This window comes from Neisseria sp. P0013.S005, from assembly GCF_051958425.1.
In the GTDB taxonomy this organism is placed as follows: Bacteria; Pseudomonadota; Gammaproteobacteria; order Burkholderiales; family Neisseriaceae; genus Neisseria; species Neisseria subflava.
The window spans coordinates 14,303-28,415 of sequence record NZ_JBQCVL010000013.1; the positions used below are offsets into that span (position 1 = coordinate 14,303).

Annotated in this window: 14 protein-coding genes; 11 read left to right on the forward strand and 3 right to left on the reverse strand. The window is 54.8% G+C overall.

Annotation, left to right across the window (positions count from 1 at the left end; genetic code table 11):
- The first annotated feature begins 43 nt into the window (after window positions 1-43).
- Window positions 44-1,039 carry a S49 family peptidase gene (locus ACTHTA_RS10180; protein WP_440364345.1) on the forward strand — a complete coding sequence of 332 codons (996 nt, stop codon included), beginning with the start codon at window positions 44-46 and terminating at the stop codon, window positions 1,037-1,039.
- Window positions 1,040-1,223: 184 nt separating this feature from the next.
- Here the strand turns inward: ACTHTA_RS10180 and pdxA are convergent, their stop codons facing one another.
- The 3 genes from pdxA to ACTHTA_RS10195 form a co-directional block, all read right to left on the reverse strand.
- Window positions 1,224-2,228, reverse strand: a complete 1,005-nt coding sequence (pdxA, locus tag ACTHTA_RS10185; protein ID WP_313971193.1) for a 4-hydroxythreonine-4-phosphate dehydrogenase PdxA — start codon at window positions 2,226-2,228, stop codon at window positions 1,224-1,226.
- A 156-nt stretch (window positions 2,229-2,384) separates the two neighbouring features.
- Window positions 2,385-2,915: a cytochrome b gene (locus ACTHTA_RS10190; RefSeq protein ID WP_313971192.1), complete on the reverse strand. Its 531-nt coding sequence runs from the start codon at window positions 2,913-2,915 to the stop codon at window positions 2,385-2,387.
- Complete coding sequence (locus ACTHTA_RS10195; RefSeq protein WP_440376371.1) at window positions 2,912-3,052, reverse strand: purine catabolism protein PucB; 141 nt, start codon at window positions 3,050-3,052, stop codon at window positions 2,912-2,914. Before ACTHTA_RS10195 ends, ACTHTA_RS10190 begins: the two co-directional genes overlap by 4 nt.
- Window positions 3,053-3,148: 96 nt before the next feature.
- On the opposite strand from ACTHTA_RS10195, the gene ACTHTA_RS10200 reads away from it, so the two are divergent.
- The 10 genes from ACTHTA_RS10200 (at window position 3,149) to waaA (ending at window position 13,787) form a co-directional block, all read left to right on the forward strand.
- A complete protein-coding gene (locus ACTHTA_RS10200; protein ID WP_313971191.1) occupies window positions 3,149-4,678 on the forward strand; it encodes an iron ABC transporter permease in 1,530 nt (509 codons plus the stop codon).
- 114 nt (window positions 4,679-4,792) lie between these two features.
- Window positions 4,793-5,356 (forward strand): hypoxanthine-guanine phosphoribosyltransferase, encoded by a 564-nt coding sequence (locus ACTHTA_RS10205; RefSeq protein ID WP_313971190.1) that lies wholly within the window; start codon window positions 4,793-4,795, stop codon window positions 5,354-5,356.
- A 58-nt stretch (window positions 5,357-5,414) separates the two neighbouring features.
- Window positions 5,415-5,843 carry a PTS sugar transporter subunit IIA gene (locus ACTHTA_RS10210; protein ID WP_219089251.1) on the forward strand — a complete coding sequence of 143 codons (429 nt, stop codon included), beginning with the start codon at window positions 5,415-5,417 and terminating at the stop codon, window positions 5,841-5,843.
- Between the two features lie 44 nt (window positions 5,844-5,887).
- Window positions 5,888-6,157 carry an HPr family phosphocarrier protein gene (locus ACTHTA_RS10215; protein WP_049328812.1) on the forward strand — a complete coding sequence of 90 codons (270 nt, stop codon included), beginning with the start codon at window positions 5,888-5,890 and terminating at the stop codon, window positions 6,155-6,157.
- Window positions 6,157-7,920 (forward strand): phosphoenolpyruvate--protein phosphotransferase, encoded by a 1,764-nt coding sequence (gene ptsP / locus ACTHTA_RS10220; RefSeq protein WP_308888363.1) that lies wholly within the window; start codon window positions 6,157-6,159, stop codon window positions 7,918-7,920. Before ACTHTA_RS10215 ends, ptsP begins: the two co-directional genes overlap by 1 nt.
- Window positions 7,921-8,426: 506 nt before the next feature.
- Complete coding sequence (locus ACTHTA_RS10225) at window positions 8,427-9,542, forward strand: ABC transporter substrate-binding protein (RefSeq protein ID WP_440364344.1); 1,116 nt, start codon at window positions 8,427-8,429, stop codon at window positions 9,540-9,542.
- A gap of 522 nt (window positions 9,543-10,064) precedes the next feature.
- Window positions 10,065-11,111: a FecCD family ABC transporter permease gene (locus ACTHTA_RS10230; protein ID WP_308888365.1), complete on the forward strand. Its 1,047-nt coding sequence runs from the start codon at window positions 10,065-10,067 to the stop codon at window positions 11,109-11,111.
- A 10-nt stretch (window positions 11,112-11,121) separates the two neighbouring features.
- Entirely contained in the window at window positions 11,122-11,886 is a 765-nt protein-coding gene (locus ACTHTA_RS10235; RefSeq protein WP_308888366.1) for an ABC transporter ATP-binding protein, read from the forward strand.
- Between the two features lie 68 nt (window positions 11,887-11,954).
- Window positions 11,955-12,386 (forward strand): plastocyanin/azurin family copper-binding protein, encoded by a 432-nt coding sequence (locus ACTHTA_RS10240; RefSeq protein ID WP_440364343.1) that lies wholly within the window; start codon window positions 11,955-11,957, stop codon window positions 12,384-12,386.
- A 138-nt stretch (window positions 12,387-12,524) separates the two neighbouring features.
- Complete coding sequence (gene waaA, locus ACTHTA_RS10245; RefSeq protein ID WP_308888368.1) at window positions 12,525-13,787, forward strand: lipid IV(A) 3-deoxy-D-manno-octulosonic acid transferase; 1,263 nt, start codon at window positions 12,525-12,527, stop codon at window positions 13,785-13,787.
- Window positions 13,788-14,113 lie beyond the last annotated feature (326 nt).

Below are 14,113 nucleotides of genomic sequence, written 5' to 3' on the forward strand. Positions count from 1 at the left end.
CCGTCTGAACATTCAGACGGCCTACAAGAAAGCACATCACATCATGCAATACCGAATCCACCGTGAAGGCGATGCCCAAAACACACCATCTTCAGCCTCCACACCCGTCGACAACTGGGAGCGCAACACCCTGCGCGAAGTCCTCCTCGCCGCCTACCAAGAACAGCGCCGCGCCCGCATTTGGCGCAACATCTGGCGCGGCGTCGCCGTCCTCATCTTCCTCAGCCTGATCTTCGGCCTTGCAGAAGAAGAAGGAAAAACCACGAACATCCACGCCCGCAGCGAACACACCGCCGTTATCGACCTGACCGGCGAAATCGGCAACGACATCGACGACCAAGTCCAAATCCTGCGCGACAGTATGGAAGCCGCCTATAACAACGGCAACGCCAAAGCCATCATCATCCGCGCCAACAGCCCCGGCGGTTCGCCTGTCGTGTCCAACACGGCCTTTAACGAAGTCCGCCGCCTCAAAGCCAAACACAAAGACATCCCTGTTTACCTCGTTGCCGAAGACATGTGTGCTTCCGGCTGCTACTACATTGCCGCCGCATCCGACAAAATTTACGCCGACCCTTCCAGCATTGTCGGCAGCATCGGCGTTATCGGCGGCGGTTTCGACTTTACCGGCCTGATGGATAAAGCCGGTGTCAAACGCCGTCTGAAAACCGCCGGCAGCAACAAAGGCATGGGCGACCCTTTCACGCCTGAAACACCGGCACAAACCCAAATTTGGGAAACCATGTTGGGCGATATCCACCAAGAATTTATCAAAGCCGTCAAACTCGGCCGCGGCACACGATTGAAAGACAAACAGTATCCCGATGTTTTCAGCGGCCGTATTTACACCGGCAAAGAAGCCAAACAAGTCGGCCTGATTGACGACTTCGGCAGCATTTACAGCGTTGCCCGCGATGTTGTCAAAGCCCCCGAGCTGGTCAACTACACGCCGCAAGACGATTTCAGCAAAATGCTCAGCCGCCGCTTCGGTGCGGAAGTGAAGGCCAAAGTCAAAGAAACTTTGTCTGAAATTTGGTAAACCAAAAAACCAAAAGGCCGTCTGAAACCCAATTAGGGCTTCAGACGGCCTTTTATATCGTTTTTAAAATAAAACGCTGATTATTGTCCAAACATTTATCGGCTTCATAAACCGACAGGCAAATATCCCTGATGATGCTGTTACAGGAACACATTACGCCTGCAAACGATTAAACCTCCACATTTCAGACGGCCTTTTTCTGCATATTGTGCGCCATATCAAGCGCAGCGCGGACGGCGGTAATCAGGCTGCCGGAATCGGCTTTGCCCGTACCGGCCAAGTTCAAAGCCGTGCCATGATCGACGGAGGTGCGGATAAAGGGCAGGCCGAGGGTGATATTCACGCCTTCGCCGAAACTGGCGTATTTGAGCACCGGCAGCCCTTGGTCGTGGTACATGGCGAGGACGGCATCGGCATCTTTGAGCAGGAAGGGTTGGAACACGGTATCGGCCGGATAAGGGCCGCGCGCGTCTATGCCTTCGGCCTGCAGGGCATGAAGCGCCGGAATAATGGTGTCGATTTCTTCGTGCCCCAAATGGCCGCCTTCGCCCGCGTGGGGGTTGAGGCCGGTAACGAGGATGACAGGCTTGGCTATGCCGAACTTATGGAGTAGGTCGTGTTCAAGAATGCGGACAACCGACTCGATTAAAGGCTTCGTGATGGCGGCGGAAATATCTTTAAGCGGCAGATGGGTGGTCACCAGCGCCACACGCAGGCCGCCGCCAGTCAGCATCATGACGACTTGTTCGGTATGGCTTTTTTCGGCGAGGTATTCGGTATGGCCGCTGAAAAATCCGTTGCCTGCGTGGGCATCGTTGATGATGCCTTTATGCAGCGGCGCGGTCACCATACCGGCAAACAGGCCGTCTGAAATGCCTTGATACGCCGTATCCAGCAGTCGGAGCACATACGCGGCATTGGCAGGATTGAGTTCGCCCGCCCGACACTCGGCATCTAAAGGAATATGCAGGACTTCGAGTTCGCCCTTGGGCAACGGTTCAGCCGCTTGGGCTTGAAAATCGCGCAAAATGACGGATTTGCCAAGCTGTTCGGCCCTGTTTACCAACAGGTTTTTGTCGCACAAAACAACGAGGCGACAAGGAAGGTCGGCGAAAGCCAAATCGAGGCAGATGTCGGGGCCGATACCGGCCGGTTCGCCGGAGGTGATGGCGAGGATGGGAGCAGTCATGGTATTTCTCGGTACGGTTTACAGTATTTAGACAACATCAGGCAAAACGCCTGCCCTACTTTTACAGATTAACACAAATACAAAGAGGCCGTCTGAAAACAGTTTTTGCTTGGTCAAACTGTTTTCAGACGGCCTTGGCTGTTTACCGTTTTACACTTAAGAACGGCGGCCGATCATGCGGTACAAAACATCGTGGCCTTGAATGCGGTGAACAACGACCATGGCAATGTGGCCGGCGACAAGCGCGAAGAGCAGCCAGCCGAGTTTGCCGTGCACCATATTGCCGAGGTTGGACATCCATTCGATTTTTTCAGGCGAACCCTGCATCACTTCGACACCGAATACTTTCAACGGGCCGCGGCCGCCGCCGTATTGGCGGATCATACCGATAACGGGAACGGCGAGCATGAGGGCGTAAAGGGCAAGGTGGCCTGCTTTGGCGGCAAAGCTGTCGGCGGCAGGACGTTTGGACGCATTGAGCAAAGCCCAAACAATACGCACGGCAATCACCAGCAGCGTGATGAAACCGATGGATTTATGCACGCCGAAGAGCGATTTGACCCATTCTTCGCCATCGTAGATGGTCCAAACGGTAATGGTGGAGAGGATACCGATGAAACCGAGTACGGTCAGCCAGTGCAACGCGCGCGCGACGGCATCGTAGGTTTGTGGGCGTGTAGCGGTCATAATGTTTCCTTGTTTTTGATTTGTTTGGTTTTTTGAATCGGCGGCATTGTAACAAAAATGCCCAACCAATTATGTTGCCTTTTTGAAGAAATCTCGTAAATATTTGAAAAATTTGAAGAAACGGCGGCTTTATCCATCAGGCTGCATGGGCCGTCTGAAAACAAAGGCAGGAATACCACCTCCTATGCCAAACTCGGGCTAAAATAGGCGTTTTTATTCTCGGGTACGCATCGATGCAGGTTTGGATTCGGCGGTTTGCGCTGTTGCTTCTGCCTTTGAGTTTCTTGGCGGTCATGGTGGCCGCGCCTTTGCTGTCGCTGGCGTTTTACGACGGCGAAGGCGCTTGGGCGGAAGTGGTGGCTGATAACTATATGCGCCTGCGCTTGGGCTGGACGGTGGCGCAGGCGGTTTTGACTTGCGTCTTGGTCACGGCTTTGGGCGTGCCTGCGGCGTGGGTGCTGGCACGGATGGACTTCGCCGGACGGCGCACGGTTTTGCGCCTGCTGATGCTGCCTTTTGTGATGCCGACTTTGGTAGCAGGCATGGGCGTACTGGCTTTATTTGGCGCACACGGTATGCTGGCGGCAGGTTGGCAGGACACACCGTGGCTGCTGATTTACGGCAACGTGTTTTTCAACCTGCCGGTTTTGGTGCGCTCGGCGTATCAGGGATTTGTGCGTGTGCCGCAGGCGCGGTTGCTGTCGGCGCAATCTTTGGGCGCGGACGCGTGGCGGCGGTTTGTCTGGGTCGAATGGCCGGTGGTACGCGCGTGGGTTGCCGGCGGCGCGTGCCTGGTGTTTTTATATTGTTTTTCAGGCTTCGGACTCGCCTTGCTGCTCGGCGGCGAACGTTTTGCGACGGTGGAAGTGGAAATTTACCGGCTGGTGGCGTATGAGTTGGACATGGCGCGTGCGTCGGTGTTGGTGTGGCTGGTACTGGCGGTTACGGCGGCGGCAGGCGGTTTGTATGCGTATTGGAGCAAACGCGTGGCTGTGGATAAGTCTGTCTCGCCTTTGCCTCCGCGTGCGCCGATATGGGCTTGGGAAAAATGGCTGACGGCAACGGTATTGGCCATGTTGGCAGTGTGCTGCCTGCTGCCTTTGGCTGCTGTATGGCTCAAGGCGGTATCGGCAGGCTCTTCGTGGGCAGTCTTGCTGGAAGCGCAAACGTGGGCGGCGGTGTGGAATACCGTCCGTTTCTCTGCGGCAGCCGTGGCGGCGGCGACGGTTTTGGGCGTGCTGTATGCGGCGGCGGCACGGCAAATGGCGTGGTTGCGCGCGCTGATGTTTTTACCGTTTATGGTGTCGCCCGTGTGCATCGCGTTTGGCGTTTTGCTGCTCTATCCGCAGTGGACGGCTTCGCTGTGGCTGCTGACGGCGACTTACGCGCTGTTGGCGTATCCGTTTGTGGCCAAAGACGTACTGGCCGCGTGGGACGGTTTGCCCAAAGATTACGCGGCGGCAGCGCGTACCATGGGCGCAAACGGTTTTCAGACGGCCTGTTATGTAACCGCACCTTTATTGAAACCGGCTTTGCGGCGCGGCCTGACTTTAGCTTCGGCAACGTGTATCGGCGAATTTGCGGCCACATTATTCCTGTCGCGCCCCGAATGGCAGACGCTGACCACTTTGATTTACGATTATCTCGGACGCGCCGGTGCGGACAATTACGGACGGGCGATGGTGTTGACGGCGGTATTGACCGCTTTGGCTTTGACGGCATTTTTGCTGGTGGACGAAGCGGAAGGGCAAAAGGCCGTCTGAACGTGGTCGGCCCAAATTCCCTTCACTTTCACTACACTCTTGCCGCGCCTTGTATCGAAAATTGATTGAATCCGCTATATAATTTGTTTTTAACCGCACTCAACACGACCTATCATGACCGACTTAGACACCAAACGCCTTGAAACCCAAGCCATGCTGGACAATGCCGACTTGCTGTTTGACCAAGAACAATGCCGCGCGGCCTTGCAAAAAGTTGCCGACGACATCACCCGCGACTTGGGCGACAAATACCCCCTGCTCCTGCCTGTGATGGGTGGTGCGGTGGTGTTTACAGGGCAGCTGCTGCCGCTGTTGCGCTTCCCTTTGGACTTTGACTACGTCCACGTTTCCCGCTACGGCGACAAACTCGCAGGCGGCGCGTTCAACTGGAAACGCATGCCCGACCCCGAGCAAATCAAAGGCCGTCATGTAGTTGTTTTGGACGACATTCTGGACGAAGGCCACACCATGGCCGCCATTCAGGAAAAACTGTTGGAAATGGGCGCAGCAAGCTGCCGTGCGGCCGTATTTGCCAACAAACTGATCGACAAAGAAAAACCGACCAAAGCCGATTATGTCGGTTTGGACGTACCCAACCGCTACGTCTTCGGTTACGGTATGGACGCCGCCGGCTGTTGGCGCAACCTCGGCGAAATCTACGCCTTAAACAATAAATAAAACAAAGGCCGTCTGAAAAACCTTCAGACGGCCTCAACCCCCATGCTAGGAACACATCATGATAGGTTTGTTAATCATTACACATGAAACCATAGGTGAAGCCTATCGCGGTTTGGCCGACCATTTCTTCCCCAACGGCTTCCCCGAAAATCTCCACATCCTCGGCGTACAGCCCGACGAAGATCAAAACGATATCATCAACAACGCCATCGCCGCGTTGCAGAAATTTCCCGACAACCGCGGCGTGCTGATCATGACTGACATCTTCGGCGCAACACCGTGCAACGCCGCACGCCGGCTGGTGCGCGAAAACAAATCTGCCATCCTGACCGGCCTCAACGCCCCGATGATGATTAAAGCCATCCAATACTCATCACAAGCCGAAAACCTCTCCGACTTCACCGAAACCGTCAAAGAAGCCGCCATCCGGGGCATTTTCGCCATTACATCCGCACCTGAAGACCTGGTGTGCAAAGAAAACGGCTAAGGCCGTCTGAAAACATTCACTTTACGAACATTTAGGGGACATCCATGCTCAAACAAGAAATCGAAATCATCAACAAACTCGGCCTGCACGCACGCGCCTCCAGCAAATTCACCCAAACCGCCTCCCAATTCCAAAGCGAAGTCTGGGTCACCAAAAACGGCAACCGTGTCAACGGCAAAAGCATCATGGGCCTGATGATGCTGGCCGCCTCCAAAGGCACCGTGATTGAACTGGAAACAGAAGGCGCAGACGAAGCCGCCGCCATGCAGGCGTTGACCGACCTCATCAATGACTACTTCGGCGAGGGCGAATAATGAGCATCGTGCTGCACGGTGTCGCGGCGGGCAAAGGCATCGCCATCGGCCACGCCCACCTGATTACGCGCGGCACGACGGAAGTGCCGCAATACGACGTTTCAGACGACCTCATCGACGCCGAAGCCGCCCGTTTTGACGCCGCCATCAAAGCCACGCGCAAAGAATTGGAACAACTGCGCGGCGCGATTCCCGAAAACGCCCCGACTGAATTGGGCGCGTTCATCTCCCTGCACCTCATGCTGCTGACCGACGTTACCCTCTCGCGCGAACCCATCGACATTTTGCGCGAGCATAAAATCAACGCCGAATGGGCATTGAAACAGCAAAGCGACAAGCTTGCCGCCCAGTTCGACAGCATCGACGACGACTACCTGCGCGAACGCAAACAGGACATGCTTCAAGTCGTCCGCCGCATCCACAACAACCTTGTCGGCCAAAGCAACGAAATCAACCTCGCCGACAACCTGTTTGACGACACCGTCCTCATCGCGCACGACCTCTCGCCTGCCGATACCGTATTGTTCAAAGAGCAGCACATTACCGCCTTCGTAACCGATGCCGGCGGCCCGACCAGCCATACTGCCATCTTGGGCCGCAGCCTCGACATCCCGTCCGTCATCGGCCTGCACAACGCCCGCAAACTCATCACTGAAAACGAAATCGTCATCGTCGACGGCATCAACGGCATCCTCATCATCGATCCCGACGAAGTCGTCCTCAACGAATACCGCCGCCTCGCCCGCGAATACCGCAGCCACAAGCGCGAACTCAACAAAATCAAAAAAACCGCCGCCACCACGGCCGACGGCATCAACATCGAACTTTTGGCCAACATCGAATCCGCCGAAGACATCAAAACCCTGCACAACTTCGGCGCAGACGGCGTCGGCCTGTTCCGCAGCGAATTTCTTTATCTCAACCGCGACACCATGCCGTCTGAAGACGAGCAATACGAAGTGTACAGCGCCATTGTGAAAAAGATGAAAGGCAAAAGTATCACCATCCGCACCGTCGATTTAGGTGTCGATAAAAATCCGCGCTGGTTCGGCCAAAACAGCACGCCCAACGGCAGTCTCAACCCCGCACTCGGCCTGACCGGCATCCGCCTGTGCCTCGCCGAGCCGGTCATGTTCCGCACCCAAATGCGCGCCATCCTCCGCGCCGCCGCCCACGGCCCCGTACGCATGATGTGGCCGATGATTACGTCCATTTCCGAAGTGCGCCAATGCCTTATCCATCTGGACACGGCCCAACGCCAACTGACCGAACGCGGCGAAACCTTCGGCCCGGTCAGCATCGGCTGCATGATTGAAATCCCGTCCGCCGCCATGACCGTCGGCAGCATCCTCAAGCTCGTCGATTTCATCTCCGTCGGCACCAACGACCTGATTCAATACCTCCTGTCAGTCGACCGCGGCGACGACAGCGTCAGCCACCTTTACCAACCCGGCCACCCTGCCGTCCTCAAAACGCTGCAACACATCATCCGCACCGCAAACCGCATGGAAAAAGGCGTGTCCATCTGCGGCGAAATGGCCGGCGATACCGTCTTCACCCGACTGTTGCTCGGCATGGGCCTGCGCCGCTTCTCCATGAACCCCAACAACCTGCTTTCGGTTAAAAACATCATCCTGCACAGCCACACCGGCCATCTCGAAAACGATGCCGCCAAAATCCTGCGCTGCGAAGATCCGGAAAAAACCGAGAAGCTGATTAAAATCCTCAACCAAAGCGAACAGGCGGAATCACAGGCCGTCTGAACCTCCGGCAAGGGCGTGTTTCGATACACGCCCTTTTTATTCGTCCCCATTTTGGGTTTACGCCCGATTCTCCCTCAAGCCCCCTTCTTCCCTATTTCGCTATTTCAAAAACCAACCTTTTTCACTTTTCCCCAATACTGCTTACAGGCCGTCTGAAAAATAGATGACGCAAGTAAAATTAAACTTTTATGCCCAAACCAAAGGCCGTCTGAACCCGATTATAAGGTTTCAGACGGCCTGCTGTATTCAACCGTATATCTTTTATTTTTTTGCAATAAATGACCCTTTGCCTATTTCTTCCAGCTACTGCCCACTATGGCTTTAGGCACTCCATATCATTCCTTTTCACTAGGTCTTCAGTATACACAAACATTATCCCTTTGTTTTAATGATGCAACTTTTTATTCTGGAATATGTCTATTCTCATGTTTCACTTGAAAAAAGATTCAATACCTTGTAAATTTATAAAAGATAATAGTTATCATCATATTTTAAAGGAATAATTTATGAGATTTACGCAACTTTCTGCTTTGATTGCCGCCGCCGCTTTATCAGTCGGCTCCGTATCCGCTTTTGCCAAACCCGTTCAGCTGACCGATACCGTCGGCCGTAAGGTAACCGTCGACCTGCCTGCCAAACGCGTGGTTTTGGGCTTCTACTACCAAGACTACATGGCTATCGGCGGCAAGGACGCGCTGAATAATGTGGTCGGCTTCTCCAAAGCGGTTTGGGCCGACTGGGCGCCGCCGAGCTGGGCGGCGTTCAGCAAAGCCGTGCCTAAGTTGAACCAGCTTACCGACGTGGGCGAGGTGGAAGTCGGCACGTTCTCCGTTGAAAAAGTCTTGGCATTGAAACCCGATTTGCTGATTTTGGCCGAATGGCAATACAAGGCTTTGGGTTCCGATCTCGACCGCATCAACAAAGCGGGCATTCCGATTGTGGTATTGGACTACAACGCGCAAACGGTCGCCAAACACATTCAATCAACCAAACTTATCGGCACGCTGACCGGCCAGCAGCAAAAGGCAGACAAATTAGCGGCAGATTACAAACGCATCGCCGACACCATCCAAGCGCGCGTGCAAAAAGCCAACCTGCCCAAGCCTAAAGTGTATATCGAGTTCGGCAACAAAGGCCCTGCGGAACACAGCGTAACCTTCGGCAAGAGCATGTGGGGTTCGATGGCGACACTGGTCGGCGGCAACAATATCTCCGCTTCTTCGGTCGAGTTCTACGGCTCGATCAATCCTGAAAAAGTCCTCGCCGCCAAACCCGACGTCATAGTGATTACCGGCCGCGAAACCGAATTGAAGAAAAGCCCGACCGCTATGGTAATGGGCTGGGGCATTCCGAAAGCGGAAGCGGAAAAACGCTTGGCAGGTTTTGCCAAACGCGCCGGCTGGGCGAACCTGCCTGCGATTAAAAACAACCGCCTCTACGCCGCCTACCACGCGAACTCGCGCACACTCTCCGACGGCGCATCGATTCAATTTATGGCCAAAGCGATTTATCCGCAGTTGTTCAAAGACTTCAATCCTGAGAAAACTTATACCGACTTCTACCGCCAAAACCTGCCTGTTGTACCGAACGGTACGTTCTATCTGTATCCGAAAGGGCAATAAGGCAGGCTTGTGGGTTTCAGACGACCTTTTTATGCGAAAGGTCGTCTGAAAGCAGCATGGGTTTTATACAGAACCGTAGCGTGGGCTTTGCCCAAGGGTAATGTTTGCAGAAATGATGGCGAACGGTATGGGATTTCATGTTTTTGTTGGCAAAGCACACTCTACGACTGCCCGTCGTGCCGAACGGGGAGCTTCAGGTGGGGTTGACTGCTTTGACCCTCTCCCTATCCCTCTCCCACGGGGAGAGGGATCAGATAACTGAGATTCAACTATTGTTGTGATTCCCTACAATTTGTTCCCTCTCCCACGGAGAGAGGGAATCAGATGACTGAAGTCCGACCATTGTTGTGATTCCCTGCCATTTGTTCCCTCTCCCCGTGGGAGAGGGCTAGGGAGAGGGCAAAGCCGTTTGGAACGCCGTTATCCCGATTTTCAAAAACCACCCTTCAAAACGGATACAGACAAAAGAGATGGTCGGGCATGAATGTCCGACCTTGTTACTTAATTTCAGAGGTTTAAAACATGAATGATTCGGTTGTCGCCGAGATTGTGAGAAACCAGCGCAAGTTGGAAGGCAAGCGTTGGTTGATTGTTTTGATGTTTTTAATCATCGCGGCGGTCAGTTTTTTATTCGACATCGCCACCGGTCCGGCGATGACGGACACGCTGCCTGTCGGCGAAGTGGTCAATGTTTTGCTGGGCAAACCCGAAGTCGATGAAATGAACCGCCTGATTGTGATGGATTTGCGCCTGCCGATTGCGGTGATGGCGTTGGTGGTCGGCGCGGCTTTGGGTGTCGGCGGGGCGGAGATTCAGACGCTGTTGAACAATCCGATGGCCAGCCCTTATACGCTGGGTTTGGCGGCGGCGGCGGGTTTGGGCGCGTCGGCGGTGATTGCGTTCGGCGGTTTCGGGCTGCCTGAAACGGTCGCCGTCCCCATCGGGGCGTTTGTGATGACCATGCTGGCTTCGGGCATCTTGTTTCTGTTTGCTTCGGCGCGCCGCTTCAATTCAGCGATGCTGGTGTTGGTGGGGATTGCGCTTTTGTTTCTGTTTCAGTCGATTCTGTCGCTGATTCAATTTATAGCCGCGCCTGAGATTTCGCAGCAGATTCTGTTTTGGCTGTTCGGCAGCCTGACCAAGGCGACTTGGGAAACGGTCATCGTTACGGCGGCGGTTACGGCGGTATGCGTGTTTCTGCTTTCGCGCGACGTGTGGAAGCTGACTGCGCTGCGCCTGGGCGAAGAACGCGCCGTCGGGCTGGGCATCAATCTGCAACTTTTGCGCCTGAAAACGCTGGTATTGGTGGCGGTGATGACGGCAACGGCAATCAGTTTCGTCGGCGTCATCGGCTTTATCGGACTGGTCGCGCCTCATGTGGCGCGGATTCTTTTGGGCGAAGACCAACGCTTTTTCCTGCCCGGCGCGATGCTGGCGGGAGCGGCGTTTTTATCTGTGGCGAGCGTGTTGTCCAAGGTGATTATCCCCGGCGCGCTGTTTCCGGTGGGGATTGTTACGTCGTTTGTCGGCGTGCCGTTCTTCTTCTGGATTGTGTTAACGAAACGGTAGGTCGTCTGAAATGTTGAAACTTGAAAACGTCCATATCCGGCGCGGCGATTATGTGGTCGCCGACAGTATCGATTTGACGCTGGAACAAGGCAAAGTCTATTCCGTGCTCGGCCCGAACGGCACGGGCAAATCCTCGCTGATGAAAACGATTTTCGGCGAAGTGGCGCACAAAGGCGCTATCCGCTACGGCGACGAAGTGTTAAGCAAAATCTACCTGCAAAGCTGGCGCAAACGCATAGGCTATATGCCGCAGGACACCGCCGCCGAAGCCTCGCTGACCGCGCTGGAAGTCGTGTTGCTCGGCCGCATGGACGCGCTGCATATGCACGTCGGCGACGAACTGCTGCACGAAGCCGCAAGTATCATGGCGGAGCTGGGTATCGGCCATCTGGCGCACCGCGACGTCATGCGCCTTTCCGGCGGACAGCGGCAGCTCGTGATGTTTGCCCAAGTCATGCTGCGCCGCCCCGAAATCCTGATGCTGGACGAACCGGTCAGCGCGCTGGATATGCACCATCAGTTGAACCTCCTGGAGCGCGTGGTGCAATACACGCACGAACACAATCTGGTTACGCTGATGGTATTGCACGATTTGAGCCTCGCCGCCCAGTTTTCAGACGGCGTGATTCTGCTCGGCGAAGGCAAAGTACAGGCGCAGGGCGCGCCGCAGGACGTGTTGCAGGCGGACATGATAGGCAGGCTGTATAAAGTGGACATCGAGCTCTTATACGACAGCAAAGGCCTGCCCGTTATCCGCCCGATGCGGCAATCCTAGCTGGTAAATCTGCCACCAAGAAACCAGCCACGCAATCATTTTATACTCTTCACAAAAAGGACTTTCCCATGAAAAAATCACTCTTCCTCCTGATGCTGACCGCTTCCCTCGGCGCATACGCCGCCAACCACGAAATCAAAATGCTCGACAACGGCAAAGACGGCAGCATGGTGTTAGAACCCGGCTACGTCAACGCCAAAGTCGGCGATACTGTTACCTTCAAAGCTACTAACAGCGGCCACTGGGTGCAAAGCAAAGCCCTGCCCGACGGTGTTGCCGACTTCCTTTCCGAAGACGGTAAAGACTTCACGCTCAAGCTCGACAAAGAAGGCGTGTATGTCTATACCTGCCCGCCGCACCGCATGATGAACATGAGCGGCGTGATTCAGGTCGGCAAACCGGTGAACAAAGCCAAAGCACAAGCCATTGTCGATGAAATGGAAAACCGCGCCATGCAAAGCAAAGGCCGTCTGAAAAAATATATGGCGCAAGTGAAGTAAACGCGTTTATGCCTGTATTAAAGGCCGTCTGAAACCTTTCAGACGGCCTGTTTCCTTTGCGTAAAACACGCATCAAAGCTATATCTTCCGTTTCAGTTTCCGATAAAATAGGCCTATTCCGACACAAGACCCGTAAGCATGATACGCCGCCTTTACGCCACGCTGTGGCACCTCGCCCCCTTCCTGATCCGCCGCCACCTGCGCCGCCGCGCCCTCAAATCCCCAGCCTATCTCGAGCATTGGGACGAGCGTTTCGGGCAGGCGTATCCCAATCCCGTACAACGACCGATTTGGATACACGCCGTATCCGTCGGTGAAACGCGTGCGGCCGAACCTTTAGTCCAGGCATTGCGCCGCCATTTTCCCGACTCGCCGTTTTTGATTACCCAAATGACGCCGACCGGCCGCGCCACCGCGCAATCCCTGTTCCCCGATGCTCAATGCCGTTACCTGCCCTACGACAAATCCGAATGGGTCGCCCGATTTTTAGCCGAACACCGCCCCATCTGCGGCATTTTGATGGAAACCGAAATCTGGCCCAACCTGATGCACGGCTGCAAAGAAGTAGGCATTCCACTCTTTTTGGCCAACGCACGCCTCTCTGAAAAATCCCAACGCGGCTACCTCAAAATCCGCAAGCTGGTCGAGCCTGCCATGCAGAGCCTCTCCGGCTGCTTTGCCCAAACCGCCGCCGATGCCGAACGCCTGCACCTCATCGGCGCGTCCAACGTCCACGTCTGCGGCAACACCAAATACGACATCGCCCCCCCCGACGACTCGCGCCCGCTTGCCGTCGCCTTTAAAGAACGCATCGGCGCACGCCCCGTCGTCGTCTGCGCCAGCACGCGCGTGTACAAAGGCACAGACGAAGCCGAGCTGCTCCTCAAAGCATGGCAGGGCTACCGCGGCAATGCCTTGCTGGTCATCGTACCGCGCCACCCTGAAAACTTTCAGACGGCCTACGATACCGCCAAATCGCTTGGTTATACCGTCCAAAAACGCAGCGACGGACAACCCGTTTCCCCCGATACACAAGTTTGGATAGGCGACAGCATGGGCGAGCTTGCCGCCTACTACCTCAGCGCAGACATTGCCTTCGTCGGCGGCAGCCTGGTTGATGCCGGCTGCCAAAACATCATCGAACCCATCTCCTGCCGCGTCCCTACCCTCTTCGGTTACTCCAACTACAACTTCGCCCAAGCCTGTAAAGGCGCAGTCGAAGCCAAAGCCGCCGTCCGCGTCGAAACTGCCGAAGCCTGGTACAGAACCACGCGCCAATACCTCGACGACGAAACGCTGCGCCAACAGCTGATCAGCCACACCGAGCAATTCATTTCGCAACATCAAGGCGCCAGTGCCAAAATTGCCAAAGCGATTGCAGATTGTTTGAATCAGCGTTAAACAATAAAAAACCGCCTGTTCATGACAAACAGGCGGAAACTGAAAAACAGTTTTTTGTTTTCAGCCGTTTAATTGACTAAAAGCAGGAACAGGGTTAAGATAATCCTAACGACTGTCCGCAGTCTCAGCCATGAACGACCCGTGCGAGTGGTATGTTTCATGATTGAAACTCTCCTTTCTAGGAAGGTTTCAGCACAAAGCCCCACTGCAATGGGGCTTTTTTGCTACCAGCCCCACAATAATTATACCCAAACTTCCTAAAATTATTCCAAACAAATTTCTACTAAAAAGGCCGTCTGAAACCCCAATTTTTTGGGTTTCAGACG